Origin of the sequence: Lysinibacillus fusiformis (assembly GCF_016925635.1) — a bacterium.
GTDB classification, from domain to species: domain Bacteria; phylum Bacillota; class Bacilli; order Bacillales_A; family Planococcaceae; genus Lysinibacillus; species Lysinibacillus fusiformis_F.
Window position 1 is genome coordinate 3,745,493 of the sequence record NZ_CP070490.1, and the last position, 25,183, is coordinate 3,770,675.

Genomic DNA, 25,183 nt, shown 5'->3' on the forward strand with positions numbered 1-25,183 from the left:
TTATTTATATAATTAATCTGCTATAAATAGAGAGATTGGAGATCAAATATGAAAAATTTGCTTTATTCAAGGTTTTGGCGACTGCATTTTTTCGCAGCACTTTTTATTACGCCTTTATTGCTGTCTCTCACATTAAGTGGGATTGGTTATTTGTTTTTTACAGATGTAGAAAACCGATTATATGACGATTATTTCTTTGGTGAGAGCCATAAGGAAGAGGTCTTAACAATTGATGAGGCCGTGGAAAAAGCGGAGGCGGCATTTGCTGGATACTCTACTACAAAAGTGATTATGTTGGAGGAGCCTTATAATACGCGTTTAACTTTATCAAATGGCACTAAACAAAAGTACGTATTTTTAGATGACCACAATCAAATGGTTGGTAGTCAGGATGCCGATTATACATTTTCAAATATTATGAGAAATACGCATAGCTCCCTCTTTATTGGTGGTACCTTTGTGAACTATTTAGTAGAACTGGCGGCATGTTGGACGATCTTTTTATTACTGTCAGGGCTTTATATGACATTCAAAGGAAATCTCTTAAAGAAGGGCAAGTCGGAGAATAAGAGACAAAAAAGTAAGAGATTGCATGCACTTGTTGGGACAATCATTACGATTCCAATGGTGATGTTTATTTCTACAGGGCTATTATGGTCTGCTTTTCAAGGTTCGATGCTAGCAGATATAGCTTCAGAAAATCCTACTTTTGGGTATCCATTACTTCAACAAAAGCCACCAACATCTGATGTCTCTGAAATGCCATGGGCCACTCGTCAATTAGAGGCACCCACATCAGAAGGAGAACATGCACAGCATCATGGTGGTGGCGCTGTCCGTTATACGAACGACAGCCAAATGACGATTGCTCAACTTGAAAAAGAAATCAATGCCAAGAATATCACTAAGCCATATTCGATTATTTATCCGTCAAACGGTGAGGGTGTCTATACAGTGGCGAAGGCTAGTAATTCTGGTGTAACAGGGCTGGATGTGAAGCCTACAGCCGAAGCCACAATGTATTTTGATCAGTATAGTGGGAAGTTTATCGATCAAGTGAATTATGACGATTATGGCATGCTAGCCAAATTCTTTACATGGGGTATCCCATTACATGAGGGGCATTTATTCGGCTGGCCGAATAAGCTATTAAATTTAGTGGTTTGTCTAGCCTTTTTAGCTGTAATTATGTGGGGAATTCGCACTTGGATTTTACGTAGAAAAAAAGGGGAGCTGTCTGCACCACCGCAAATTTCTCATAAAATGTCCATGCCATTCATCATTTTCCTTGTGATTTTAGGGATTGTAATGCCACTATTTGGTGCTTCATTAATCGCTGTGGTGTTGATTGAACTCCTCATTTTAGGCTGGCAAACAAAGAAGAAGTTAAGAGCAGAAGAAACTAAATAAAGCATAGAGATACGGCATAGCAGGATTGTGCCGTATCTTTTTTTGTTTATTTCACTAGCATGAGCGCAATACTATAAATTGTTTATAGATTTTTCAGCATGATTTTATAAAGTTTTAAGATTTGTATGGTACATTGCTAGTAGTTTCAGCTTATTGGGGGAATGTAGATGTCAATTAAAACAAGGTTTTTGCTATCGTATGTGGGTGTCATTATCATTGCCATCACACTTTTACTAGCAGCCGTATTTCTTTTTTCCTTTGCCATTACGGGCGATGTCAAAGCAATTGAGCATTTTTATAAAAAATCCTATGTCCAAAAACCTTTGACGACGGTGGAGGAAAATGCCTTTCTAGATTTAAAATGGCTAGCTAAAAATAATCCCCAGCAGCTTTTAGATCTCGAACAGCTAGAAAAAATCAATGCGCCTTCGATTGAGATTGTGGTACGAAAAGATCATCAAATTGTTTATTCAACGCAGAAAGAGCATAAACAATTATTGCTTCAAAGTTTACCTGGTTTTGAAGCGACCAATATTAATTCTCGTGACACGATTATGATAAATCAGGCCTTTTATACGTATGTCAAATTTGATTTTTATTTCCCCGATCAAACAGCGGGAAGTATTTTCGTTTTGAGAGAGGTTAGTTCCCATGCGGAGGTAACGCGAGAACTTTTACCAATTCTTTTAGGTATTTTATTTGTCTTATTTATGATGATTATTGGTTTTTTAAATTATTTAGTCTCAAGAAGTATTATTAAACCGATCTCAGCATTAAAAAAAGGGGCGGAACGCATTAAATCGGGCGACTTGAATTTTGAGATTGCGTCCTACTCGAATGATGAAATTGGACAGCTGAATCGGTCATTCGAGGAAATGAGAGTCAAATTAAAAGAATCAATCCAGCTTCAGCTCCAATATGAGGAAAATCGGAAAGAGCTCATCTCCAATATCTCCCATGATTTAAAAACGCCAATGACTTCTATTATCGGCTATGTGGAGGGCATTAAAGATGGTGTGGCGAATACAGAGGAAAAAATGGATAAATATTTAACAACTATCTATACAAAAGCAAAGGATATGGATGTATTAATTGATGAGCTATTCTTATTTTCTAAATTGGATTTAAAAAAGATTCCATTCCAAATGGAAAGCGTCAATCTCCAGCAATATATGCATGATTATGTAGAGGATGCGAGCTTTGATTTTATTGCACGAGACATTCATTTACAATATATATCAGCAGGCTCGCCGCTTTTTGCGATGGCGGACCGAGATAAATTAAGACGTGTCTTGACGAACCTATTAAGCAATAGCGAAAAATATATGGATAAGCCGTATAAACAGATTATTATTTCATTGCATGAGCGAGCAGAGGATGCAATTATTCAGGTAACAGATAATGGTGCAGGCATTGATCCTGCCGCATTACCCTATATTTTTGATCGTTTTTACCGTGCGGAGCTTTCACGTAATTCGCAAACAGGTGGCAGTGGCTTAGGGTTAGCCATTGCAAAACAAATCGTTGTTGAAATGGGCGGCGATATTTGGGCAAAGAGCGAATTAACGAAGGGGACGAGCATAGTCATTTCATTGAAAAAAGATGAGGAGAAGGTGAATCATCATGAAAAAAATTCTGCTAATTGAAGATGAAGTGAGCATAGCAGAGCTTCAACGAGATTATTTAGAAATTAATGGTTTTACAGTAGCTATCCAACATCATGGAGAGGATGGACTAAAGCAGGCACTTGAAGGCAATTATGATTTAATCATTTTGGATATTATGCTGCCTGGGATGAGTGGCTTTGAAATTTGTAAACAGATTCGAGCCGTACACAATATTCCCATTTTATTTGTTTCAGCTAAAAAAGAGGATATTGATAAAATTCGCGGTCTTGGACTAGGAGCGGATGATTATATTACGAAACCATTTAGTCCGAGTGAATTAGTGGCAAGGGTCAAGGCTCATTTATCAAGATATGAGCGACTGGCAACCAATCAGCAAACGAATCATATGATGTCCATTCATGGCATTACAATCGATACTTCGGCTAGAAAGGTGTTTGTCAATGGGGATGAAATTGCCTTTACAACAAAGGAATTTGATTTACTCGTCTTTTTTGTCAAACACCCCAATCAAGTTTTAAGTAAAGAGCAACTCTATGAGCGAAACTGGGGCTATGAATCCGCTGCAGATGTTTCGACTGTCACCGTTCATATCCGAAAGCTCCGTGAAAAAATTGAACGAGATCCAGCACAGCCCAAGTTTTTGGAAACAGTATGGGGTGCAGGCTACCGCTTCAATGTTTAAGTACAAACTACCTCGTCCTTGTGGCGGGGGATTTTTTTAGACTTTTTTAAGAATTCATTAATGGGGAATTTAGCATTACCACTTACACTGAGGAAAAGAAAGGCGGTGTATGAAAATTGAAGAAGAGGCAGGCAGTTATCATCGCATTAACATTTTTACTACAAGGGTGTGCCTTACATGATACAGAGACGATCCAGCATAGTGAAGTGGTGCAAACAGATTGGTCGAGTGCGTTGTTGAAGGCAGCTGAAAAGGGAGATATCGATGGGCTTCAACATGTTTTAAGTCAAAACGTGAATATCGATGCTCAGGATTCAAATAACCGAACAGCCTTAATGATTGCTACCTATAATCAGGATATAGAGGCAGCGAAATTATTAATAGATGCAGGAGCAGATGTTAATATTCAGGATAATCAGCAAAATACGCCGTTTCTCTATGCAGGGGCGGAAGGCTATCTGGCTATTTTAAAAATGACCATCCAAGCTGGTGCCGATCCGACTATTTTAAATCGATATGGGGGAACAGCACTCATACCAGCAGCAGAACATGGTCATGTGGAGGTCATCGAGGAGCTATTGAGCAATACTGACATGGACGTCAATCATGTGAATCATTTAGGCTGGACAGCCCTGATGGAGGCAATTGTCTTAAATAACGGCAATGCACCACAGCAAACCGTGGTACAACTGCTGATTGAACATGGTGCTGATGTGAATATTCCCGATCAAAATAAGGTGACACCACTGCAACATGCAAAACAGCGAGGATTTAAAGAGATCGAACAAATCCTCCTTGCAGCAGGCGCGACATAACCCAAACTGTAGAGACGGCTCTCTACAGTTTTTTTGTTCTTAAATTATTTTTCCTATTTTTTAATTCTTTTTTAATCATTTATTTATTGGCAGTTTAGATATGGACCTTATGATAAATTTTGTAAACCAAATAACACCATAAAGGGGAGTTCAACAAATGAAATTAAGAAAACGTCTTGTCCCAGCAGCATTAGCTATATCGGTATTATCAGCAGGTCTAGTAACCGTAGGCGAGCCATTAAATGTGGATGCAGCAAGCAATAAAGCGGTAGCAGCAGCGGAAAATGAGCAAGTAGCTAAAATAACAAACATCAAACCATTAAATACGATGACACTACAAATTACATTTAATCAGTCATTAGCAGCTGCTGATGTAGACCTAAATAATTTAGTTGCCATTAAAAAACATTTTACTTTTAATGGGGATTTAGCGATTGTCAATGTGCCACGCTTAATGACAGGTTCTAAGAGTACATATATTGTACCGACAACATTCCAAGAAGATGATTTTATTTATACTTTGAGCTATAAAGAGCAACGCAATCAAGTTTTTGAGGGCACGGATGAAAAGGTGTATGTACGCCATGTGGAGCAAGTCACAAACGATACATTCACGTTGGAATCATTCCAGGAGGATGGCGTAGTAGACTATGCTAACATTATTGAAGCCTATCGCGCGGGTCGTGGAGATTTAGCATTTAGCTTAGATCGTCATAATCGAGATGCTAGCGGAAAACGCTTTGATGTTATTTCTTCATTACGTGATCGCTATGTGACAGTGAAAACAAGTGAGGGAGAAGCGTTTGTCGCTAATTATGTACCATTTACACAAGCAGCTGATGGCAGACAAGCTCCTCAATTTAGACTTCCTGCTGGCAAAATTTTAAAATCAGGTGTGACTTACCGTGTGTACGCACAATGGGCGGAGATAGATGGAAAGAGCTTTGTAGCGAATGAAATCGCGCCATTCGCCCTGCAATCAGCGAAAGCAATAGATGAAAAATCCTTTGAATTACAATTAAGAAACGATCCACCATCTGATTTACTTGCTGGCCGAAGTGTAGAGCTAAAAGGAAATGATGGAAGCACATTGCAAGCGCAATATCGTTATTCATCACGTAAAGGTGCTGTGGGCATTTTTGATCTAGCGAACGGTGGCACGTTGAAGGCAAATGTCAGCTATACTGTTATCCCATTAAATAACTGGGCTACAGCGACAAATGTAGTGCTACAAGGAAAATAATCGTTTCCGTGAAATAATGTTTAACATCGTAAAAATCTCGTCACGGCTGTGGCGAGATTTTTTTATAGCCAGCCTTTTTCACCTGCTACCTGAGCGGCTTGCTGTCTGGATTCCACTTGTAGCTTTTGGATAGAGGTTGATAAATAATTGCGAATTGTGCCCTTTGTTAAATATAATTGCTTACTGATTTCGTTTGTAGTCAAGCCTTCTTTGACTAGCTGAAGTACCGCTATTTCTCGTTCATTTAAAGGGTTTTGCTCCTTCATAAATAAGGAAGCAGCTAAATCCTTGCTGACCACCTTTTCTCCCTGCATGATTTTTCGGATAGTAGCGATTAAATAATCAATCGGTTCATCTTTCAATAGATAGCCGTGTACCTCGCAATCGATTGCCTTCTGTAAATAGCCTGGGCGTGCAAAGGTTGTTACAATCATCACCTTGCAAGGGAGGTTGGCCTGTTGTATTTTTTCAGCAAGCTCTAGCCCTGACAGATGGGGCATTTCGATATCGACGAGGCAAATATCTGGTGGCTCCTGCTGGATAAATTCCCATGCTTGTTGACCATCTGCCACCTCGGCTATGACCTCAATATCAGGTTCAAATGCTAAGAGCGAAGTCAAGGCACCACGTAACATTTGCTGGTCCTCTGCTAGTAATACACGTATCATGTTAGAGGCTCCTTTCCATCTTGAATTGGTAAAGTAAGTGTGACACTTGTGCCTGTTGGTGTGTCACTGTCAATCATGGCATAGCCTTGCAGCATATGCATTCTTTCTTTTATGGAGTGGATGCCATTCCCGCGTCCTTGTGACTGTAAACCGATGCCATCGTCCTTCATCACAAGGGTATATTGTCCAGCATGACAATGGATGGTGATATGGCATTTTTTTGCCTGACTATGCTTGAGAATATTCGTAGTGGCTTCTCGTACACATAAAGCGAGCATCGTTTCCTCCACACTAGAAAGTACGATTTGAGGACATTGATTGGCCAGGGTTGTCGTAATATTCGCACTTTGTAAAAGCTGTTGGCAATGGACAAGCTCCGTTTGCAACGAAATAAAATTCATCTCAGACACAAGCTCCCGTACCTGTTTTAAGGCTGTACGGGTAGTGGCTAATATATCATGTAGCTCAGGCTTCACGCTTGAAGGATCTCGGTCGATTAGTTTTGTCGTTAGCTCGGTTTTCACTTTAATCATTGTGAGTGTATGACCGATTGTATCATGAAGGTCTCTAGCAATTCGCTGTCGTTCCTCTTGCTGAACAAGCTGTGTATTCACGTCAGCCAGTTCGGCTTGCAGATTTTTCGACTTTTCCACAAAATAAATGAGAATCGGGAGCACCAGCTGAAACATCATAATCGGTACTAGCACCAGTGACTCCTTTTGTAAAAATGAATCTGTTGTTATGTACATGACCGTCAAAAACATAACAGCGATGGCTACGATTCCACAGGCAATATGCCTTTTTGATTTTGCCCGTCCTAGTAAATCGGCAAAGGTAAAGCCAAAAATAAGCATAAAAGGATCGACTAAAATGCCAAGTAAGGTGATAAGGACAAAGGCTACTAGTGATGCAACAAGTAGCCTCCCATCTCGATGCCATAAAGCAATGTAGAAGGCTATTAGGTATAAAAGGAGCACTGCTATTTTCATAGTTAAGGGAAGGGAATGAGACCATAGCACCATAGTGATCAAGAAAATGACAGAAGCTGTATCAATGATTAAATAATGCTTAATTTGTTCTCTTGGATATATTTTTATTACTAGCACCATCCTTTGTTGCTGATTGCTGTGTCATTGCTTGAAGGGCTTTTTTACGAAGCCATTCCATCGGACCCATTTGAAATGGCTGTAACCAAGCGAATGCTATGACTAGTTGTAAGATTGATAGAGATAGCCAAATACCAATGACGGTGAAGCTATTGACTTGCCCGCCTAAGCCAAGCCCCCAGCCATAAAAAATGATCGACGCAAGCACGTTTTGGAGGACATAGCAGCTTAAAGACATTTTGCCGACATAGGCAAAGCGCTGCCAAAGCCAATCTAGCCTCTTATATTCTACCAGTTTACCTAAAATTCCAATATAGCCAATAGATAGAATAGGGGCACATAGATAGCGAACAGGTAAATCAAAAAGCCCACCAGGAATAAAAATAAGCAGATTGATAGGAATGCCAATGAATACACCAATCTTAAATAGCTTTTGTCGAGCAAGGCGTCCTTTGTCTGTTGGTGAAAATACCTCATTACGCATGAACTTCACGCCAAGTAAAAATAAAAAGACATTCATTGGGATAATAAAAATAGCTTCTGAGCGATAAAATAAAAAGTTTGTTAGACGATGCTGTACCTGCGCAAGCCATGTGCCATGTTCATATAGCGTGGCAACGGACGCCATACCATTTAAGGAAACTCCTGCTCCTTGTAAGGTACTGATAAAAATAAGCAGAATCAATAGAACGTGAAAGCCACCAAAAAGATAGAAGGCGCCTGTCATGACCTTGTCTCCCAAACGCACAATAAAAGAGACGATGAATGCTGTGACGGCATAGCTCATTAAAATATCATATTCCATCACAAGCGTGTAATGTAGCAGCCCCTCCAAACCTAAAAAGATGATAGTCCACAGATACACGCCAGGCCAAGCTGTGCCTCTACGTAAGGCTTGCTGATATTTTAATTGTAAGCCCACCCCAAACATAATCGTTAAAAGTCCAAGCAGCTTACCATTAACGAAAAATAATACGACCATTCGTAAAAAATCATGGAAGGACCACCAACCAGAATAGTTACTTGTTGTGATATACGATAAATCTCCTAAATAGGCAAAAATCCAAATATTTGTGCCGAGCGTTCCTAAAACGGCAAAGCCTCTTAACATATCGATAAAAGGAAGTCTTTGTTGCGTTTGCATAAGTTCGATCACTCTTTCTTTGTTTTCTTACCTTAAGGATAAGAAAATCTCAAAAGAAAACCTATTCACACCAGTCAAAGGATCTTGATGACAGGTGTCATAAAATATGCTGTGACAGCACAAAAAACCAGCAACGCTTTGGATGCTGGCTCATTATTTTGTACAGGTATAGATGCGATAGTCTAAAATTTTTTCGTATTTTTCATTCATGGCGATGTGCTGATCCATCATTTCATAGAACTCGGATTCCATATCTGTGGAAACTTGAAATTCAGGCTTGGATGAGATGGATTTGTTTTTTTGTATATGGATATCATGAAAACCAGCCTGTTGTAGTAGTCCTACCCAATCCTTTTTTGTGAGGAGAGACTGAAAGCCATAAAATTGTTGGATGTCCTCTGTAAGTTTAGTGCGAAGTGTTTTGGGAATGGTGAATTCAATGGCAATGAAGCGGCCACCTTTTTTCAATAAACGATAAATTTCCTGCAAAGCCAGCTGTAGATTAACAAAGGTTAGAACCGACTCAGCTAGAATCAAGTCAAATGACTCGTTCGCTAACGAGGTTTGTTCTATAGAGCCTTGCAGAAGACTGACAGGTAGACGCGCTTTCTGCATGCGCTGACGAGCCTTTTCTATCATAATAGGCTGAATATCGAGACCTGTGACGTTTGCTTGATAGGAAGATGCTAAATAAGCAGCCGTTTGTCCTGTACCACATCCTACATCTAAAATATGTGCGTTTTGCTCGATATTCTCTGCTTGCAAGACAGCCTTTGATAGATTGATGCCCCCTGGATGTGCGCCTCCAACCCCGAACTTAGCTAAAAAGGTAAGATAATGAGAGCCTTGAATAGTACCACCTTCTTTTTTTCTTATAGTATGACAGGGAAACTAGTATGGTTCCCTTATTATTTTTAACCTCTTCTTCAAAAGTCTAATTCGCTATTAATATTTGCACATATACTAGTGAGAAGCTTTCAGATAGGGGGTGTATAAATGCCATATTTTCAGCCGAATGCTAGAAGGGGCCCATATCCGCCAAACAATAGGCAATATTTTGGCCCACCTTTTCGAGGTAGAATGGTGCAACCTTACTATTCTCCCAATCAACAACAACAAGGCCCTAGACTAGGAAATTTACCAGATCATTTAAATACGATTATGGGGCATGCTGGGACGATTACAAATGGAGTTAATATGTTGAGGCAGATGGGATCGTTACTAAGTTTATTTAGATAAAAACTAGAAACCCTCTTAAGAAAATGGTCTTAAGAGGGTCATGTTGTTGAAAAAAGAGGATGTCAACGGCAGAAAAAGCAACTTTGCAAGGTGAGGGGTTGATTTCCGTTCCGCCAGCGTCCTTTCCAGGGGGCGTTCGATGAGCCGCTTCACTCACTTCCGTTCGCTCCAGGGTCTCCTCTGTGACGCTAAATCCCCTAGGAGTGACGCTGGCTCCACTCCAATCAACCATTCTGCAAAAGTGTCTTTACTTTTTTTCATACTAGCATAGCAATCAAATAGCCCAATATCTGTATGCTTAGGGGGATAGGATTTTTATTTTCAATGTGGAGAAGTGATGCGTGACAACACCCCTCCATAAAGAGTAGTGAACACCTTTACTTTATTTGAAAACCTTTGCTAAAAAGGTAACACTTTTGTAGGTTGGAGTGGAAGGCTACTTGACTCCCGTGGGATAGCGAGACAGGCGAAGCCCTGCACGGAGCGGTAGCGGAGGAAGCGATTCGGCGCTCGCCCACAGGAAAGCAAGTAGCCTGCAACGGAAATCCATTTCTACCTTTCAATTGACTGTTTTGTTTTTCAACACTAAGACCCTCTTAAGAAAATGATCTTAAGAGGGTTCATATTTGGGTTTAATGGGCTGGGGCCAATTGCTTTTCGATAATAGAGCGATTTTTCTCTTTAAATAGTTCATTATGTGAGGACACCATGCCATGACGATAGGCGGTCGGTTCTAAATACGTTTTAATGGAGTTGACCGCATTGGCTGCATCCTGGAATGTGCCAAGTAGCAAATTGATTTTTCCATCAAACGATAAAATATCACCTGCCGCAAAAATACCAGGCTGTGCCGTTTCGCCTGTTGCTTTTCCTTCAAAATAATAATCATCCTTTTTTGGGAGGTCAATGGCCTCATCAAATGCAAGAGATGCCTCACGATTATAGCCGTGACTGACGATTACCTCATCGATTTGACGAGTATAGCTTTGCTTCGTTATCGTATTTTCACATGTCACTAATTGAATAGCGGTTTTATCAGCATTCGCGGAAAGCTTGGTAATCGATGTATTACACTCAATACGCACACCTGCATCCAGTGCTTCCTGTACAGTGGCTTCATGAGCGGATAAATTCTCTTTGCGGTAAACCACCGTCACGCTTTTGGCAATCGGACTTAACTCAACAGCCCAATCAATGGCTGCATTGCCACCACCTGAGATCATGATATCCTTATCGACAAAACGTTTATACGATTGCACAGTGTAATGTAAATTTGACATTTCATATTTTTCAGCGCCTTCAAGTGTTAGCTTTTGAGGATTAATAATGCCACCACCAACAGCGAGCAGCACCGTTTTAGAATAATGTTTTTCACCAGTTGCTGTATGTATCACAAAAATATCATCGTGACGTTCAATCAAATCTACTTTTGTATCTGTCAAAATAGTAGGATCGAATGTTTTGGCTTGCTCGATTAATTGTTTGACAAATTGTTCGCCTAACACAGGAGGATGCCCTCCAATATCCCATATCAGCTTTTCGGGATAAAGTAGTACTTTTCCGCCAAGCTGTGATTGGCTTTCTAGTAATTTTGTTTTTAAACCACGTAAACCACTATAAAAGGCACTATATAAGCCAGCTGGGCCTCCGCCAATAATTGTCACATCATACACATGCTGCATTTTTATTGCCACATCCTTAATAAATAGTAAAAAAGTAATTGACAAAATCTTATCAAAAAACTAGACTAATTCTAGTGATAATGATTATCATTTTAAGCTTTGAATATCATAGCATGGAAAGAAGTAAAAAGAAAGTGAGGGTCCGATTTGCGTTTAGAAGTTGAATCGATTCGTGTTGGTTATGAGAATAAAACAATTGTGCATGACTTATCGCTGCAAATTCCCGATGGCAAAATAACAACAATCATTGGTTCAAATGGTTGTGGAAAATCAACCTTATTAAAGGCCATCACACGGATTTTAAAGCATGAGAGTGGACAGGTCATATTAGATGGTCAAAATATTTCCAAGATGAACACAAAAGAATTGGCAAAAGAGCTGGCAATCTTACCACAGAGTCCAGAAAGTGCACATGGTTTAACAGTGGAAGAGCTTGTATCCTACGGTCGATTTCCTTATCAAAAGGGCTTCGGTAATTTATCACCAAAAGATAAAGATGTGATTGGCTGGGCTTTACAGGTAACCAAAACAGAAGAATTCCGTTTACAAACTGTAGATGCTTTATCTGGTGGACAACGTCAGCGCGTATGGATTGCGATGGCATTGGCCCAAGAAACCGACATTATCTTTTTAGATGAACCGACAACTTATTTAGATATGGCTCATCAGCTAGAAGTTTTAGAGCTGCTTTACAAACTGAATGAAGAACAGGGGCGCACCATTGTCATGGTACTCCATGATTTAAATCAAGCGGCACGTTTTTCAGATTATATTGTAGCGCTCTCACAGGGTGAGCTTGTAAAATTCGGAACGGCTGAAGAAGTGATGGTTCCAGAAGTTTTGAAAAAAGTATTTAATATTGATGCAGTCATTGGCAAAGATCCACGAACAAACAAACCAATGTGCATTACATATGACTTATTACAAACCGTTTAAAGGGAGAATAACAATGAAAAAGTGGCTATTACCAATGTTTATGATGCTTGTCCTAGTACTTGCAGCATGTGGCAATAAGGAAGAAAAAACAGAGCAGGCTGATGAAGGCTCAAAAGAAGAAACATCAGCAGAAACAATCACATATCAATCAGAGTCAGGTCCTGTTGAAGTACCAGCAAATCCGAAACGTGTAGTTGTACTATCTTCTTTTGTAGGAAGCTTATTACAGCTTGATGTGAATGTTGTTGGCGTAGATGCATGGGCAGCGAAAAATCCGAACTTCGAAGACGGGATTAAAGATGCTGTCGTAGTTGAAAATACAGATATTGAAAAAATTCTTGAGCTAGAACCAGATTTAATTATTGGCTTAAATGGGATTGAAAATGCTGATAAATTAGCAGAAATCGCGCCAACAGTATTATTTACGTATGGTAAAGTAGACTATTTACAGCAGTTCATTGAAATCGGTAAAGTTGTGAATAAAGAAAAAGAAGCAACTGCATGGGTAGAAGATTTTAAAACACGCGCAGCAGAAGCTGGTAAAAAAATTAAAGAAAAAATCGGTGAAGATGCGACTGTAACAGTGGCAGAAAACTTCAATAAACAGTTCTATATTTATGGCGATAACTGGGGCCGTGGAACAGAGATTTTATATCAAGAAATGGGCTTGAAAATGCCTGAAAAAGTAAAAGAAACAGCGTTAGAGCCTGGTTACTATGCTATTTCTCAAGAAGTTTTAGGGGAATACGCTGGTGACTATGTGATCTTCAGTATGTTCCAAGATCAAGATAATTCCTTTACAGATGCAGCGTGGTTTAAAGATTTAGAAGCAGTGAAAAATGGTCATTTATTTGAAGTGAATGCAAATGCCTTTTACTTCAACGATCCTATCACATTAGAACATCAACTGAAGTTCTTTGAAGAGAAATTTTTACAATAATTAGTAGAGAGTAGCGAAGGCAAATGACAAAGTTTCGAAAGCTTCCATTTTGGCTTCAAGTATTGCTAGCATTGCTTGTATTAATTGGCACTGCTAGTATCTCGCTGTGCTTAGGGGCAGCGAATACTAGCATTCAAGATGTCTTTCAAGCAATTGTTGGACAAAGTGGTGGCAAACATTACACGATTTTACGTGAAATTCGATTTCCGCGTATCATTGCAGCTATTTTTGTTGGGAGTGCCCTCGCTGTCGCTGGGGCGATTATGCAAGGGGTTACACGAAATCCATTAGCTGATCCAGGGCTGCTTGGTTTAACAGCAGGGGCAAATGCTGCCCTTGCTTTAACGATGGCATTTATTCCGAAGTTCTCGTATTATACGTTAATTTTAGCCTGCTTTGTTGGGGCTGGTATTGGTATGATGATTGTTTATGGGATTGGTGCCTCTACTAAAAAAGGCTTTTCTCCGTTGAAGCTTGTTTTGGCTGGTGCGGCTGTCACGGCATTATTACAGGCAATCGCAGAAGGAACAGGCATTTTATTTCAAATTTCCAAAGATGTTTCGATGTGGACAAGTGGCGGTTTTATTGGCACAACATGGCAGGCATTATTAATCGTTCCTGTTATTATCATCGGTCTACTCCTATCATTTGCTTTCAGTCGTCAATTAACGATTTTAAGCTTAAATGAGGAAGTAGCGGTGGGGGTTGGACAAAACACCACGTTCGTAAAAGGCATCATGATGTTTGTGGTGGTTATTCTGGCTGGTTCTGCTGTGGCCCTTGTCGGAAATCTAGCTTTCGTTGGCTTAATGGTGCCGCATATTGTCCGCGCGTTTGTAGGGACAGACTATCGCTTTGTCTTACCAATGAGCGCCATTGTAGGTGGCTGGTTTATGGTATTGGCTGATTTTGCAGGTCGCATGATTAACGCACCTTATGAAACGCCAGTTGTGGCCATTATTTCGATTATAGGTCTTCCATTCTTCCTACTCTTAGTGCGGAAGGGAGGACGTCAATTTGTTTAAAGAAGGTCGAAAAAAACAACGGAAATGGTTGTTCATTTGGCTAGTGGTCACCTTATTCATTTTTGTAATGGGGATTTCATTAGGTGCCGCATCCGTATCTTTTGATCGAATTATCCCGACCTTGTTGGGCGATGGTAGTTTTAAAGAGTCGTTCGTGCTATTTTCCGTTCGTTTACCAAGAATGTTTGTGCTAGCGGCTGCGGGTATGGCATTAGCGCTGGCGGGTGCCGTATTGCAGGGGGTGACCCGCAATGATTTAGCGGACCCAGGGATTATTGGCATAAGTGCTGGGGCAGGTGTTGGGATTACAGTCTTTTATTTGCTAGTAAATGGCGACCTTCCTCACTTTGCCTATATTTTACCGATTGTCGGCTTTTGTAGTGCCTTAGTGACAGCCCTGTGCATTTACTTTTTCTCTTATCAGCGTAATAAGGGCGTACATCCTGTGCAGTTTATTTTAGTAGGGGTTGGCGTAGCATCCGCCTTATCAGGGGTCATGATGGTGTTAATTTCCTCCGCTGAGCGTAGTGATGTACAATTTATTGCACAATGGCTAGCCGGAAATGTGTGGGGCACAGATTGGCCATTTTTCTGGGCGTTAGTGCCTTGGCTTGTACTGGGTATCCCGTACATTTTCTATAAAGCGAATGTGTTAAATGTCTTGGCCATGACGGAGCAAACAGCAGTCGGCCTCGGTATGAATATTGGGCGAGAACGTTTGCGATTATTAATTGTCGCCGTTGCGCTAGCGGCAGCTGCTGTATCGGTAACAGGTGGTGTAGCCTTCATCGGTTTGATGGCTCCGCATATTGCGAAACAGCTTGTTGGCCCACGCTACCAATTCTTTTTACCACTGACCTTATTCATTGGCGCAAGCTTGCTAATGCTGGCTGATACCATTGGGCGTGTAGCCATTGCAAGTGCAACAGTTCCTGCTGGTATTGTTGTTGTGTTTATTGGCGCACCCTACTTCCTGTATTTATTGCGGAAGAATGTGTAGAAACGTATTAGCAAACGTTAGTTGTTGCTCGAAAGAACAGTCTTTCGATCTACTAAAAATTGTGAAAAATTGATTTTGCAATATCTATCTTTTAAGTTTTTGAGAACCTCATTTGTTGAGGTTCTTTTTTTATATAATCAGGGCAGGAGGTGAATACATGATTCTATTAGCACGACAACCATCGGATTCTCAGAAAATACTAGAGGTGATGCTACGAAGATTGCCGCAGACGCACAATGACTACGCCTATTATAGTGAACGGTTGAGCCGTGTCCAAGCAGGGCTTGCTGGTGAACAGCGTGTCGATGCAGAATGGCTTGAGATCGATTTACCAACCCCCCATTATTTTCTCCATGATTTTCAAACCACGAATGGCTTCGGCTCTACCCATCAAATGGACACCATTTTTCTCTGTCCCCATTTTTTACTCATCCTAGAAATCAAAAATATAACAGGAAATCTCTCATATGATGCCTCTTTTGCGCAGTTTACACGTACGACCATGGATGGCACGGTGGAAGGAATGGCTAATCCATTTGTTCAGCTGGAGCGACATGTGGTTTGGATGAAAAAACTGTTCCAGCGAGAACGTATCGATTTACCTGTTGTTCATGCGGTTGTACTGGCAACGAAAAATGGCATTTTAACAAAGGGTTTTGAGAGGCAACCTATATTTCATGTGACAGGGTTACGATTTTATTTCCAAAAATGGATAGAGCGGCATCATCCTAGCGAAAGTGTAGATCTTTTGCGATTGGCGAACCTTCTATTATCCCTACACACGAAGTTGAAAAAAGAGGTAGAGCTGCCGCTTCAGGAAATGGTGAAAGGTGTGTTATGTCCACAATGTGGTACGGGACAGCGATTAAAGTATCACTATAAAAAATGGATTTGCCCACGCTGTGGATTGGTGGATCGAGAAGCGCTGATGCGAACATTGGAAGATTACCGATTACTAGTCGGGCAGCAGGTAACCAATCGAAGCTTCCGCGAATTCTTTGGCATTGACTCGCCCGATTTAGCGTACAAGTTGTTACAGCAACTCCCTTTGCAAGCAGAGGGTGTCAAAAAACATAGGAAGTACTGGATTATGGAATAAGGATATTAAAAACTAAGCAACTCATTCAAGCGGTCTGAATGAGTTGCTTTCATAGTTTTTGAGGTGGATAGAACGCGAGAAGTAGCGGATACAACAGAGAAAGTGGAGGATACGGATTAAGTCCATATAATTGTGTAAAAAGAAAAGGGGTCATTTTCTCTCCTCTTGGTTAGAATGTTTTCAACCACGAACACATTTTAAGAGAGGTAGATTAAAAATGACCCAGTTACAGTTTAACCTAGACATGGATCTTTTAAAAGATTCCGTTATGAATTCCACTATTGATGCTGTTGTAAAGTCAGCTATTATTTTAGTCTTAAATGAATTTATGGAAAAAGAAAGAGATGCCTTCCTTCATGCATCTGCCTATGAACGTTCTAATGAGCGTCGTGATTACCGTAATGGGTACTATGAACGTGAACTGACTATGAGTATTGGTAAGATAAAACTAAAAGTTCCTAGAACGCGTCATGGTGAATTTTCTCCTACTGTTTTTGACAAGTATGCACGTTGTGATCAGGCATTTGTTCTTTCTATGCTGGAGATGGTTATTAATGGCGTCTCTACACGAAAAGTCACACATATTGTAGAACAACTTTGCGGCGAATCCGTTTCTAAATCTTTTGTTTCTTCACTCACACAGAAACTGGATCCGATCGTGAACGAATGGGCAAATCGTCCATTAAACACCATGTATTATCCTTTTGTTTTTGTAGATGCCATGTACATAAAAGTACGTGAACATCAACGTGTCGTATCAAAAGCTGTTTATATCGCTACGGCCATTACGGAAGAAAATAAACGCGAAATTATCGGTTTAAGTGTGGATCATGTTGAAAGTTTTGATAGTTGGAGCTCTTTTTTTAAACAACTCAAATCACGTGGACTTCAATCACCTCAACTAGTGATTTCAGATGCTCATCAAGGGCTTCAAAAAGCGATACAGCGTGAATTTATCGGCACTGCTTGGCAAAGATGTAATGTGCATTTTAAACGAAATATTATCGAGAAGCTTCCTAAAAAAGACTCCGTCGATATCCGAATGATGATGAAGCGCATTTTTGAAGCCGTAACCCTTGAAGATATTCGAAAGTTTAAGGATGAATTAATGGACCAATTTGGAAATAATCCAAAGTACGAAAAAGCTCTTACTATCTTAGATGAAGGTTTCGAAGATACCATCCAATACATGAATTATCCAGCAGATATACGCTGTCATATTCGAAGTACAAATTCACTTGAACGATTAAATCAAGAAGTGCGTAGAAGAGAAAAGGTCATACGAATCTTTCCAAATACGCAGTCTGCCTTTCGATTGGTAGGTGCTATTTTAATGCAGTATCAAGAAACGATTTACTCAAAGAAAAAAGGTTTAACCAAATAGAACAAGTATTTTTCAACGTATCTTCCATTCATGGAGTATTCCACAAGCAGTAAAGGCTATCAAAGTGAAAAGAGCCTTTGACAGCCTTTACTGCCTGTGGAGATATAAACCCATGGAAGTTACGGGCAAAAAAATGGTAGTGTTGTTAAATGGATAAACAAAATTTGGCTACACCAATCAAGAGCTATGAATAAACGCTAGGTTGAAAACTTCTGTATAGAATTTTACACAATAATTAGGACTTGACTCGGATACGCAATAAGTAGGTGGATAGAAAAGGAAAAGTAGCGGATAGAACGTGAGAAGTGGTGGATACAGCAGAGAAAGTGGAGGATACGCAATAAGTAGGTGGATAGAGAAGGGAAAGTAGCGGATAGAACGCGAGAAGTGGTGGATACAGCAGAGAAAGTGGAGGATACACAATAAATTAGTGGATAGAACAAGAAAAGTTGCGGATAGAACGTGAGAAGTGGTGGATACAGCAGAGAAAGTGGCGGATACACGCATCAAGATGAGGATGGATTCTCCGAAAAGTATGCTAAATCTACCTCCTTTCTGAGCGAGGGTTCGCTTATTTCCTACTAGACAAATAGAGATTTTGGGTATATAGTTAGCTAGGCTAACTAATTTAAAAGGAAGTGATAGTGTGACAATTGAACAGGAATTTTTTAATCAGTACCGCTTAATGTATCGGCCATTTATTAATCAGCTGAATGTACAGCTTGAACCCTATCAGTTATATAGCTCGCAGTGGGCAGTGCTTCGTTTCTTGAATGATAGGGGGCCACATTCATTTGTAGATATCGCGAACTTCATGTCTATAGAGAAGCCAAGTGTCACGAAGCTTGTACATAAACTTGTGGAGCTGGGCTATGTGGAAACGATGGCAGGTAAGGATAAGCGTGAAAAGCTTGTACATCTATCAAAGCATGGGGAAGAGCTTGTGCAGGAAATAAAGTCGCATTTGAGTCCGTTTTTTGAGCAGGCACTGGCAGGTGTGCCCAAGCAAGATATTGACATTGCGACACAGGTTTTAGCAAGAATTTGTATGAATATCAATCAATAGGAGAGAGTAACGTGGAAGCAACCAGAAAGAAACTATGGACAAAGGATTTTTTAATTGTCTCACTTATTAATTTTACCATTACGTTAATCTTTTATTTATTAATGGTGACGATTGCGGCTTATGCGGTGGAGCATTTTAATGCCTCTACAAGTACAGCAGGGCTTGTATCGAGCATTTTTATTATCGGGACACTATTAGGTCGTCTTGGGACAGGGCGTATTATTGGTGACTGGGGTAGCAAAAAAACATTATTTTGCGGATTGCTATTATTTATGTTGTCAACGATGTCTTATTTTATAGCAGGCAGTCTACCACTGCTGATGGCCAATCGTTTAATACAGGGGATTGCACTAGGAATTGCCAGTACAGCTACAGGTACGATTATTGCACAAATTTTACCAGCAGAGCGTCGTGGGGAAGGGATTGGTTATTATAGCCTAAGTGCGATTTTAGCCACAGCCATTGGCCCATTTGTCGGCATATTATTAACACAGCTGTTTGAAGATTATCGTATGATCTTTGCAGTCGATTCTGTTTTAGCTATTATTTGTTTCTTTATGTATTTCATGGTGACCGTGCCAGATGCACCGAAAAAAGCGAAGGATACAGCTGCGAAGGCTGGCTTTAAAGTGACGAACTTTATTGAAATGCGCGCAGTACCGATTGCCTTTGTGGCACTTGTGATTGGCTTTGCGTATTCAGGTGTCATGTCGTTTATGACGTTTTATGCAAAGGAGCTAGATTTAGTATCAGCAGGTAGCTACTTCTTTATTATCTATGCTATTGTCATTTTGGCTACACGTCCATTTACAGGGAAATTGCTTGATACAAGAGGGGCAAATATCATTATCTATCCATGCTTAGTGTTGTTTGCAATAGGCATGTATGCCTTTAGCTCAGCAACAACTACGATTGCCTTTTTAATCGCTGCCGCTTGTATCGGGATTGGCTATGGAAACTTCAACTCGGTGGCACAGGCAATTGCCATCAAAGTAACACCAAATGAGCGTTTAGGACTTGCGACATCTACGTATTTTATTTTTTATGATTTAGGCTTAGGTGTCGGGCCTTATTTCTTAGGTTTATTTGTACCCTCTATGGGCTACAGCTCGATTTTCTTCTCGATGGTCTTTGTTATTTTAGTGTCGATTGTGCTTTATTACCTTTTACATGGAAAACATGAAAATTTGAAACAAGCAAAAATTTTGTAGATTAGAATCATTATATTGTAGAAAAAACGTCTTTTTTCTAGTTGTTCGTAAAGAATAACTGAAAAATGACGTTTTTTTCTATTTACAAAAATAGTTGTTGCAATAGATGATGATAATCATTATCATCACAATATAAAACAAATTCGGAAGTAGGTACGAAGTATGAAAAACAAATCATTTTTGTCGGTATTAGTAGCAGGAGGCATTTTAATGGCTGGCTGTGGCAATACAGAAGAAGTAAAAAAAGAAGATAAGCCAGCAACAGAACAGGCGGAGCAAGCTACAAAAGAGGTGGATTTATCTTCTGAATTATCAGCCTATCAACAATTTGCGTTAGAGCAAATGGATCAATTTTTACTAGATACAGAGAAATTTGTGAACCTATTCAAAGCAGGCGATATTGAAGGGGCAAAGGAAGCGTATGCGCCAGCACGTATGTATTTTGAACGCTCTGAGCCAATTGCGGAAAGCTTCGGTGATCTTGACCCTCGCATCGATGGACGTTTAGCAGATATTCAAGAAGAAGGTAAGGGTGAGGAAGAATGGTCAGGCTACCATAAGCTTGAGTATGCTCTTTGGGAAGAAAATACAACAAAAGGTTATGAGGCTGTAGCAGATCAGCTTCTTGCAGATGCGAAGGAATTGCATGCACTTGTGCAAACAGTGGAAGTGACACCTGACTTAATGATTACAGGTGCAGTAGATTTATTAAATGAAGTATCAACATCTAAAATTACAGGTGAGGAAGAAATTTACTCTCATACAGACCTTTATGATTTTAAAGCGAATATTGAAGGCGCAGAAAAAATCTTTGAGATTTTACGCTCAAAATTAGAAGCAAAAGATTCTACATTAGTGGCAACACTTGATGAAAAATTCAAAGCAGTAGACGATTTATTAGCACAGCATACAACGGCTGATGGTGGCTATATATCTTACGAAGAATTAACGGAGGAAAACACAAAAGCACTGGCAGCAGCGGTGAATCAGCTTGGAGAACCATTAAGTCAAATGGGTATCATTTTGGAGTGAACATAAACAATGACAACGTCAAACGAGGAAAAATTTATAAATAAAAAAATTTCTAGACGTGATATGTTAAAGCTAACAGGTATCGGTGTGGCAGGTGTTGCCATCGGTGCCTCTGGCTTGGGTGGTGTCATGAAAGCAATGGGCTATGATGTCTTTGAGCCAGTAGCAGATAGCACGACGGCTAGCAATAAGGTCAATTTCTATGGCAAGCATCAGTCGGGTATCGTGACACCTGTACAGACGAATATTTATTTTGCTTCTTTAGATGTATTAGTGACATCAAAGAAGGAACTACAAGCGTTGTTCCAGCAATGGACACCCCTTGTGGTGCGTTTAATGAATGGTGAAGTCATGGTCGATGTATCGACAAATACAAGAGTGCCAACTGGCGATACCGGAGAGGCAGAGGGCTTAGATGCATCTAATCTATCCATTACCATTGGTGTCGGGCCTTCATTATTCGATAAACTGGGCATCCAGCATTTAAAACCAGCGGAGCTAAAGGATTTACCACATTTCCCTAAAGATCAGCTACAGAAAGAATACACAGGTGGTGATTTGTGTATTCAGGCTTGTGCAGATGATCCGCAGGTGGCCTTCCATGCTGTTCGTAATCTAGTACGAGCTGCTTCAGGTAAAGTAGAAATAAAATGGTCACAGGCGGGCTTTAACTCGTTTCCAGCTAGTGGAGGGACACCACGAAACCTCTTCGCATTTAAGGACGGTACTGTAAATCCAGTCATTACGGATGAAAAAGACTTAAATGAGGTCGTGTGGGTGGATAAAGGCTGGTTAAAGGGTGGCTCTTATTTAATTGCACGTAAAGTTCAAATGCATCTTGAAACTTGGGATCGTACATCATTGAAAGATCAAGAGGCAACATTTGGCCGTTACCGCGACAGTGGGGCACCTTTTGGCAAAACAAAGGAATTCGATGATTTTAATGTAGAGGCAAAGGATGATAAGGGCAATTATATAATGCCTGATACATCACATGTCCATTTGGCGCGGAAATCAGGTGCGCGTATTTTGCGACGCTCTTATTCTTATGCGTCAGGCGTGATGTCGAATACAGGGACCCATGATGCGGGGCTAATCTTTATCTCTTTTCAAAAAGACCCAGCCCAATTTACAACCATCCAAAATAGCTTAGGGCGTATGGATAAAATGAATGAGTACATTACCCATCGAGGCAGTGCCGTGTTTGCTTGCTTCCCTGGTGTACAAAAGGGGAGTTATTTAGGTGAAGCACTTTTTAACGCGCTGTAGTATCGTGTTTGCCCTTATGCTGACTTTAGCTTTACCTGTGCAAGCTGCGCAGTCCTATAGTCATCTCTATATTGCGATTAGTGATGCACTGATGAATACAAAGCAGGATAAAGAGGCGGAGGCCAAGCAGGCACTTGAACAATTTGCTATTGATTGGGCTAAAGTATCTTCAGAGCAGAAAGAGGCAAAAGCAAAGGTTGATGAAATCCTTGCGCAAGCTACTGAAGCGACATCCAAAGACGAGCGTTTAGAGGCGCTATCAGCACTGTCGAATGCATTGCGTGCCTTAGAAAAGCTTGAAAATCCAGTGGATGAAGCGGCACAGCGAGCAGAGTTTGGGCAAAAGTTTAAGCCGATTATGGCAGACTTTGAAAAAGCTTTAGCAAGTGGTGACATTCAGGCCATTGAGGAAGCCTACAAAGATTTTAATAGTAAATGGAATAAAAATGAGCGACCTGTGCGTGAACAAAGTATCGCAATGTACGGGCAAATCGAAACACAAATGGCATTTCTTCGTATCTCTATTTCTGCTGAGGAGCCTGATGTAGCGCTTATGCAATCTCAATTTGCTGCTTTAAAGCAAACGATTGAGGATTTTGTAGCTGGTAAAGAAACAGCCGAAGTGGTAGAGGGGGAGTATTCATTAGCGACATTAATTGCCTATATAGATGAGGCCAATGATTTTGTCAACGCTGGTGATTACCAGGCAGCTTCAAATAAAATACGTGAGTTTATTACCATTTGGCCAAGCGTAGAAATTGAAATCTCCACACGTAATGGTAGTCTTTACACGAAAATTGAAAGTGATATGCCGATTATCGCGAGTGATTTATTAAAATCCAACGTCGATCAGCAAGCAATTACAAAAAAATTAAATGCTTTCCGTACTGAAATTGAGCTGATTCAGGGGGATTCCGATTACACCATTTGGGACGCTGCGTTAATTTTACTACGTGAAGGGCTAGAGGCATTACTCATTATTTTAGCCTTAGTGTCATTCCTCAATAAATCAGGACAGAACAAGATGCGCAAATGGATCTATGTTGGCGCATTTGTCGGCGTTTTATTATCAGCCGTTGCTGCCATCCTTATGTCGACGATTTTGAATTCAGCAACGATTGATACGAATCGAGAATTAATGGAAGGGTATGTAGGGTTAGTTGCTGCAGCGATGATGATCGGTGTTGGTATCTGGCTGCATAGCAAATCAAGTGTAGTCAGCTGGAACCGCTACATTTCCAAACAAATGGGCAATGCCATTTCGAGTGGCTCTATTTTTGCGATGGCTATGATTAGTTTTTTATCGGTCTTCCGTGAAGGTGCAGAAACGTTGGTCTTTTATGCGGGGATTGCACCAAAAATGGAAACGTCGCAGTTTATTCTTGGAATTGTAGTGGCACTGGTCATTCTTGCTGTACTGGCAGTCGTGTTATTTAAAGCAAGTGGCAAAATTCCCATTCATAAATTCTTTGCAGTAGCAACCGTTTTAATTTACGTTTTAGCCTTTAAAATTATTGGTGTCAGTCTGCACACATTGCAACTCACAGATAATCTGTCCACAACCATTGTTGATGGCATACCTGTTATTAGCTTCATTGGCTTCTATCCAACAGTGGAAACGATCATTGGCCAAGCTATTTTACTCGTGTTAGTGGCAGCGACTGTGCTTTATAAAAAGAAACAAGCCTAATGAAAAAGGGTAGATGAGTGTAAAACGCCATCTACCTTTTTTAATGCCAATGGGCTGGTCGTTTAATATAGGAAGGTAATTTAGTCGAACGATCCCCCTTTGCGGCATTGATTTGCATTTGGGTTAAAAACAGACTTGTCGAAAGGTCAGCACCGCGCAAATTGGCATCTCGTAAATCGGCCCCGATGAAATCTACTACTTGTAAATGCGCATTTTGAAGATTAGCTGCAATTAAATAACTACCCCTTAGATCAGTCCCTCGTAAATCCTTGCCTTTTAAATTTTTGCCCATCCAATCAGCTCCACGCTGATTCAATTTGCTAGCAGTCTTTCCCTTTACGCTAAGCTGACGAATTTGCTCACTTGTTTGGAGCAATAGTGCATTGATCGGCATACGAATCGCTACCATATCCAGTGCTAATAAGGCATCAGCCTCTAGTGCTGTTGTTTGCTGTAGCTGCTCCAATTGGGCAAGGAGCTGCTCATAAAGCGTATTATCCACCTGATAGGACAATGCCTCCGCTACATAAGCAATCATTTCGTAAAGCTGTTCCATGATGGGAAAAACGCGAAACATCTTGTCAGCATGCTCACGGGATTGTCACCAATCCTGTCCATGAAATGTCACCTGTGAAACCTGCTGTCCTGCACCTAAGCAATCAAAAACGGTACAGCCCTTAAAGCCTGTTTCTCTCAGCTGGCTATGAATGTGACAGCTATAGTCACCCTGCAAATTAGGACATGGCGTGCCTGCTGGCTTATTAATCGCAAAATCACTGGAAGCCACGATATTTAATGCGGTACAGCATAAACCAAAACAACTTTGACAATCTGCCTGTAGGCTTTGTCGGATTTTTGTACCAACTGTTGTCTCTTTCTTTGTCTGATTCGACATTCTCATTTTCCTCTCTAAT

At 40.4% G+C, this 25,183-nt stretch carries 22 protein-coding genes and 1 pseudogene; 17 read left to right on the forward strand and 6 right to left on the reverse strand.

The genetic code is table 11. The features are described 5' to 3' along the window. Window positions 1-48 precede the first annotated feature (48 nt). The 5 genes from JTI58_RS18145 (at window position 49) to JTI58_RS18165 (ending at window position 5,778) form a co-directional block, all read left to right on the forward strand. A complete protein-coding gene (locus JTI58_RS18145) occupies window positions 49-1,410 on the forward strand; it encodes a PepSY-associated TM helix domain-containing protein (RefSeq protein WP_205442748.1) in 1,362 nt (453 codons plus the stop codon). A 167-nt stretch (window positions 1,411-1,577) separates the two neighbouring features. Then, window positions 1,578-3,056, forward strand: a complete 1,479-nt coding sequence (locus tag JTI58_RS18150) for a sensor histidine kinase (RefSeq protein ID WP_205442749.1) — start codon at window positions 1,578-1,580, stop codon at window positions 3,054-3,056. Then, a complete protein-coding gene (locus JTI58_RS18155; RefSeq protein WP_205442750.1) occupies window positions 3,034-3,720 on the forward strand; it encodes a response regulator transcription factor in 687 nt (228 codons plus the stop codon). Before JTI58_RS18150 ends, JTI58_RS18155 begins: the two co-directional genes overlap by 23 nt. A gap of 116 nt (window positions 3,721-3,836) precedes the next feature. Beyond that, window positions 3,837-4,535 (forward strand): ankyrin repeat domain-containing protein, encoded by a 699-nt coding sequence (locus JTI58_RS18160; RefSeq protein WP_205442752.1) that lies wholly within the window; start codon window positions 3,837-3,839, stop codon window positions 4,533-4,535. Between the two features lie 157 nt (window positions 4,536-4,692). Continuing rightward, complete coding sequence (locus tag JTI58_RS18165; RefSeq protein ID WP_205442753.1) at window positions 4,693-5,778, forward strand: hypothetical protein; 1,086 nt, start codon at window positions 4,693-4,695, stop codon at window positions 5,776-5,778. A gap of 62 nt (window positions 5,779-5,840) precedes the next feature. On the opposite strand, the gene JTI58_RS18170 is transcribed toward JTI58_RS18165, so the two are convergent. The 4 genes from JTI58_RS18170 to JTI58_RS18185 form a co-directional block, all read right to left on the reverse strand. Beyond that, window positions 5,841-6,446: a response regulator transcription factor gene (locus JTI58_RS18170; RefSeq protein ID WP_205442755.1), complete on the reverse strand. Its 606-nt coding sequence runs from the start codon at window positions 6,444-6,446 to the stop codon at window positions 5,841-5,843. Further along, on the reverse strand, window positions 6,443-7,555 hold the full coding sequence (locus JTI58_RS18175; RefSeq protein WP_205442756.1) for a sensor histidine kinase: 1,113 nt from the start codon (window positions 7,553-7,555) through the stop codon (window positions 6,443-6,445). Before JTI58_RS18175 ends, JTI58_RS18170 begins: the two co-directional genes overlap by 4 nt. Next, complete coding sequence (locus JTI58_RS18180; protein ID WP_205442757.1) at window positions 7,515-8,696, reverse strand: DUF418 domain-containing protein; 1,182 nt, start codon at window positions 8,694-8,696, stop codon at window positions 7,515-7,517. The genes JTI58_RS18175 and JTI58_RS18180 overlap by 41 nt, the downstream gene beginning before the upstream one ends. Window positions 8,697-8,849: 153 nt before the next feature. After that, on the reverse strand, window positions 8,850-9,461 hold the full coding sequence (locus JTI58_RS18185) for a class I SAM-dependent methyltransferase (protein WP_205442759.1): 612 nt from the start codon (window positions 9,459-9,461) through the stop codon (window positions 8,850-8,852). Between the two features lie 231 nt (window positions 9,462-9,692). Here JTI58_RS18185 and JTI58_RS18190 point away from each other — a divergent pair, with 231 nt between their 5' ends. Beyond that, complete coding sequence (locus JTI58_RS18190; protein ID WP_205442760.1) at window positions 9,693-9,935, forward strand: hypothetical protein; 243 nt, start codon at window positions 9,693-9,695, stop codon at window positions 9,933-9,935. 632 nt (window positions 9,936-10,567) lie between these two features. On the opposite strand, the gene JTI58_RS18195 is transcribed toward JTI58_RS18190, so the two are convergent. Next, a complete protein-coding gene (locus tag JTI58_RS18195; protein ID WP_205442762.1) occupies window positions 10,568-11,617 on the reverse strand; it encodes an NAD(P)/FAD-dependent oxidoreductase in 1,050 nt (349 codons plus the stop codon). 147 nt (window positions 11,618-11,764) lie between these two features. On the opposite strand from JTI58_RS18195, the gene JTI58_RS18200 reads away from it, so the two are divergent. The 11 genes from JTI58_RS18200 to JTI58_RS18250 all read left to right on the forward strand — a co-directional run bounded on the left by JTI58_RS18200 (window position 11,765) and on the right by JTI58_RS18250 (window position 24,269). Continuing rightward, the gene (locus JTI58_RS18200) at window positions 11,765-12,553 is read left to right on the forward strand and encodes an ABC transporter ATP-binding protein (protein ID WP_205442763.1); all 789 of its coding nucleotides are present in this window, start codon (window positions 11,765-11,767) and stop codon (window positions 12,551-12,553) included. A 13-nt stretch (window positions 12,554-12,566) separates the two neighbouring features. After that, on the forward strand, window positions 12,567-13,493 hold the full coding sequence (locus JTI58_RS18205; protein WP_205442765.1) for an iron-hydroxamate ABC transporter substrate-binding protein: 927 nt from the start codon (window positions 12,567-12,569) through the stop codon (window positions 13,491-13,493). A gap of 23 nt (window positions 13,494-13,516) precedes the next feature. Beyond that, window positions 13,517-14,518: a FecCD family ABC transporter permease gene (locus JTI58_RS18210; protein ID WP_205442766.1), complete on the forward strand. Its 1,002-nt coding sequence runs from the start codon at window positions 13,517-13,519 to the stop codon at window positions 14,516-14,518. Then, window positions 14,511-15,518, forward strand: coding sequence for a FecCD family ABC transporter permease (locus JTI58_RS18215; protein WP_205442768.1), 1,008 nt, complete (start codon window positions 14,511-14,513; stop codon window positions 15,516-15,518). The genes JTI58_RS18210 and JTI58_RS18215 overlap by 8 nt, the downstream gene beginning before the upstream one ends. 157 nt (window positions 15,519-15,675) lie before the next feature. After that, window positions 15,676-16,617, forward strand: coding sequence for a nuclease-related domain-containing protein (locus JTI58_RS18220; RefSeq protein WP_205442769.1), 942 nt, complete (start codon window positions 15,676-15,678; stop codon window positions 16,615-16,617). Between the two features lie 217 nt (window positions 16,618-16,834). After that, window positions 16,835-18,001, forward strand: a complete 1,167-nt coding sequence (locus tag JTI58_RS18225; protein ID WP_066037801.1) for an IS256 family transposase — start codon at window positions 16,835-16,837, stop codon at window positions 17,999-18,001. 646 nt (window positions 18,002-18,647) lie between these two features. Continuing rightward, window positions 18,648-19,067, forward strand: coding sequence for a MarR family winged helix-turn-helix transcriptional regulator (locus JTI58_RS18230; protein WP_205442771.1), 420 nt, complete (start codon window positions 18,648-18,650; stop codon window positions 19,065-19,067). Window positions 19,068-19,078: 11 nt separating this feature from the next. Next, on the forward strand, window positions 19,079-20,278 hold the full coding sequence (locus JTI58_RS18235; protein WP_205442772.1) for an MFS transporter: 1,200 nt from the start codon (window positions 19,079-19,081) through the stop codon (window positions 20,276-20,278). Between the two features lie 162 nt (window positions 20,279-20,440). After that, window positions 20,441-21,310, forward strand: coding sequence for an iron uptake system protein EfeO (gene efeO, locus JTI58_RS18240; RefSeq protein WP_205442773.1), 870 nt, complete (start codon window positions 20,441-20,443; stop codon window positions 21,308-21,310). A gap of 9 nt (window positions 21,311-21,319) precedes the next feature. Further along, the gene (gene efeB, locus JTI58_RS18245) at window positions 21,320-22,579 is read left to right on the forward strand and encodes an iron uptake transporter deferrochelatase/peroxidase subunit (protein WP_205442775.1); all 1,260 of its coding nucleotides are present in this window, start codon (window positions 21,320-21,322) and stop codon (window positions 22,577-22,579) included. Next, window positions 22,554-24,269 (forward strand): FTR1 family iron permease, encoded by a 1,716-nt coding sequence (locus JTI58_RS18250; protein WP_205442776.1) that lies wholly within the window; start codon window positions 22,554-22,556, stop codon window positions 24,267-24,269. Before efeB ends, JTI58_RS18250 begins: the two co-directional genes overlap by 26 nt. 40 nt (window positions 24,270-24,309) lie before the next feature. On the opposite strand, the pseudogene JTI58_RS18255 reads toward JTI58_RS18250, so the two are convergent. Next, window positions 24,310-25,164, reverse strand: a pseudogene (locus JTI58_RS18255) (pentapeptide repeat-containing protein). Window positions 25,165-25,183 lie beyond the last annotated feature (19 nt).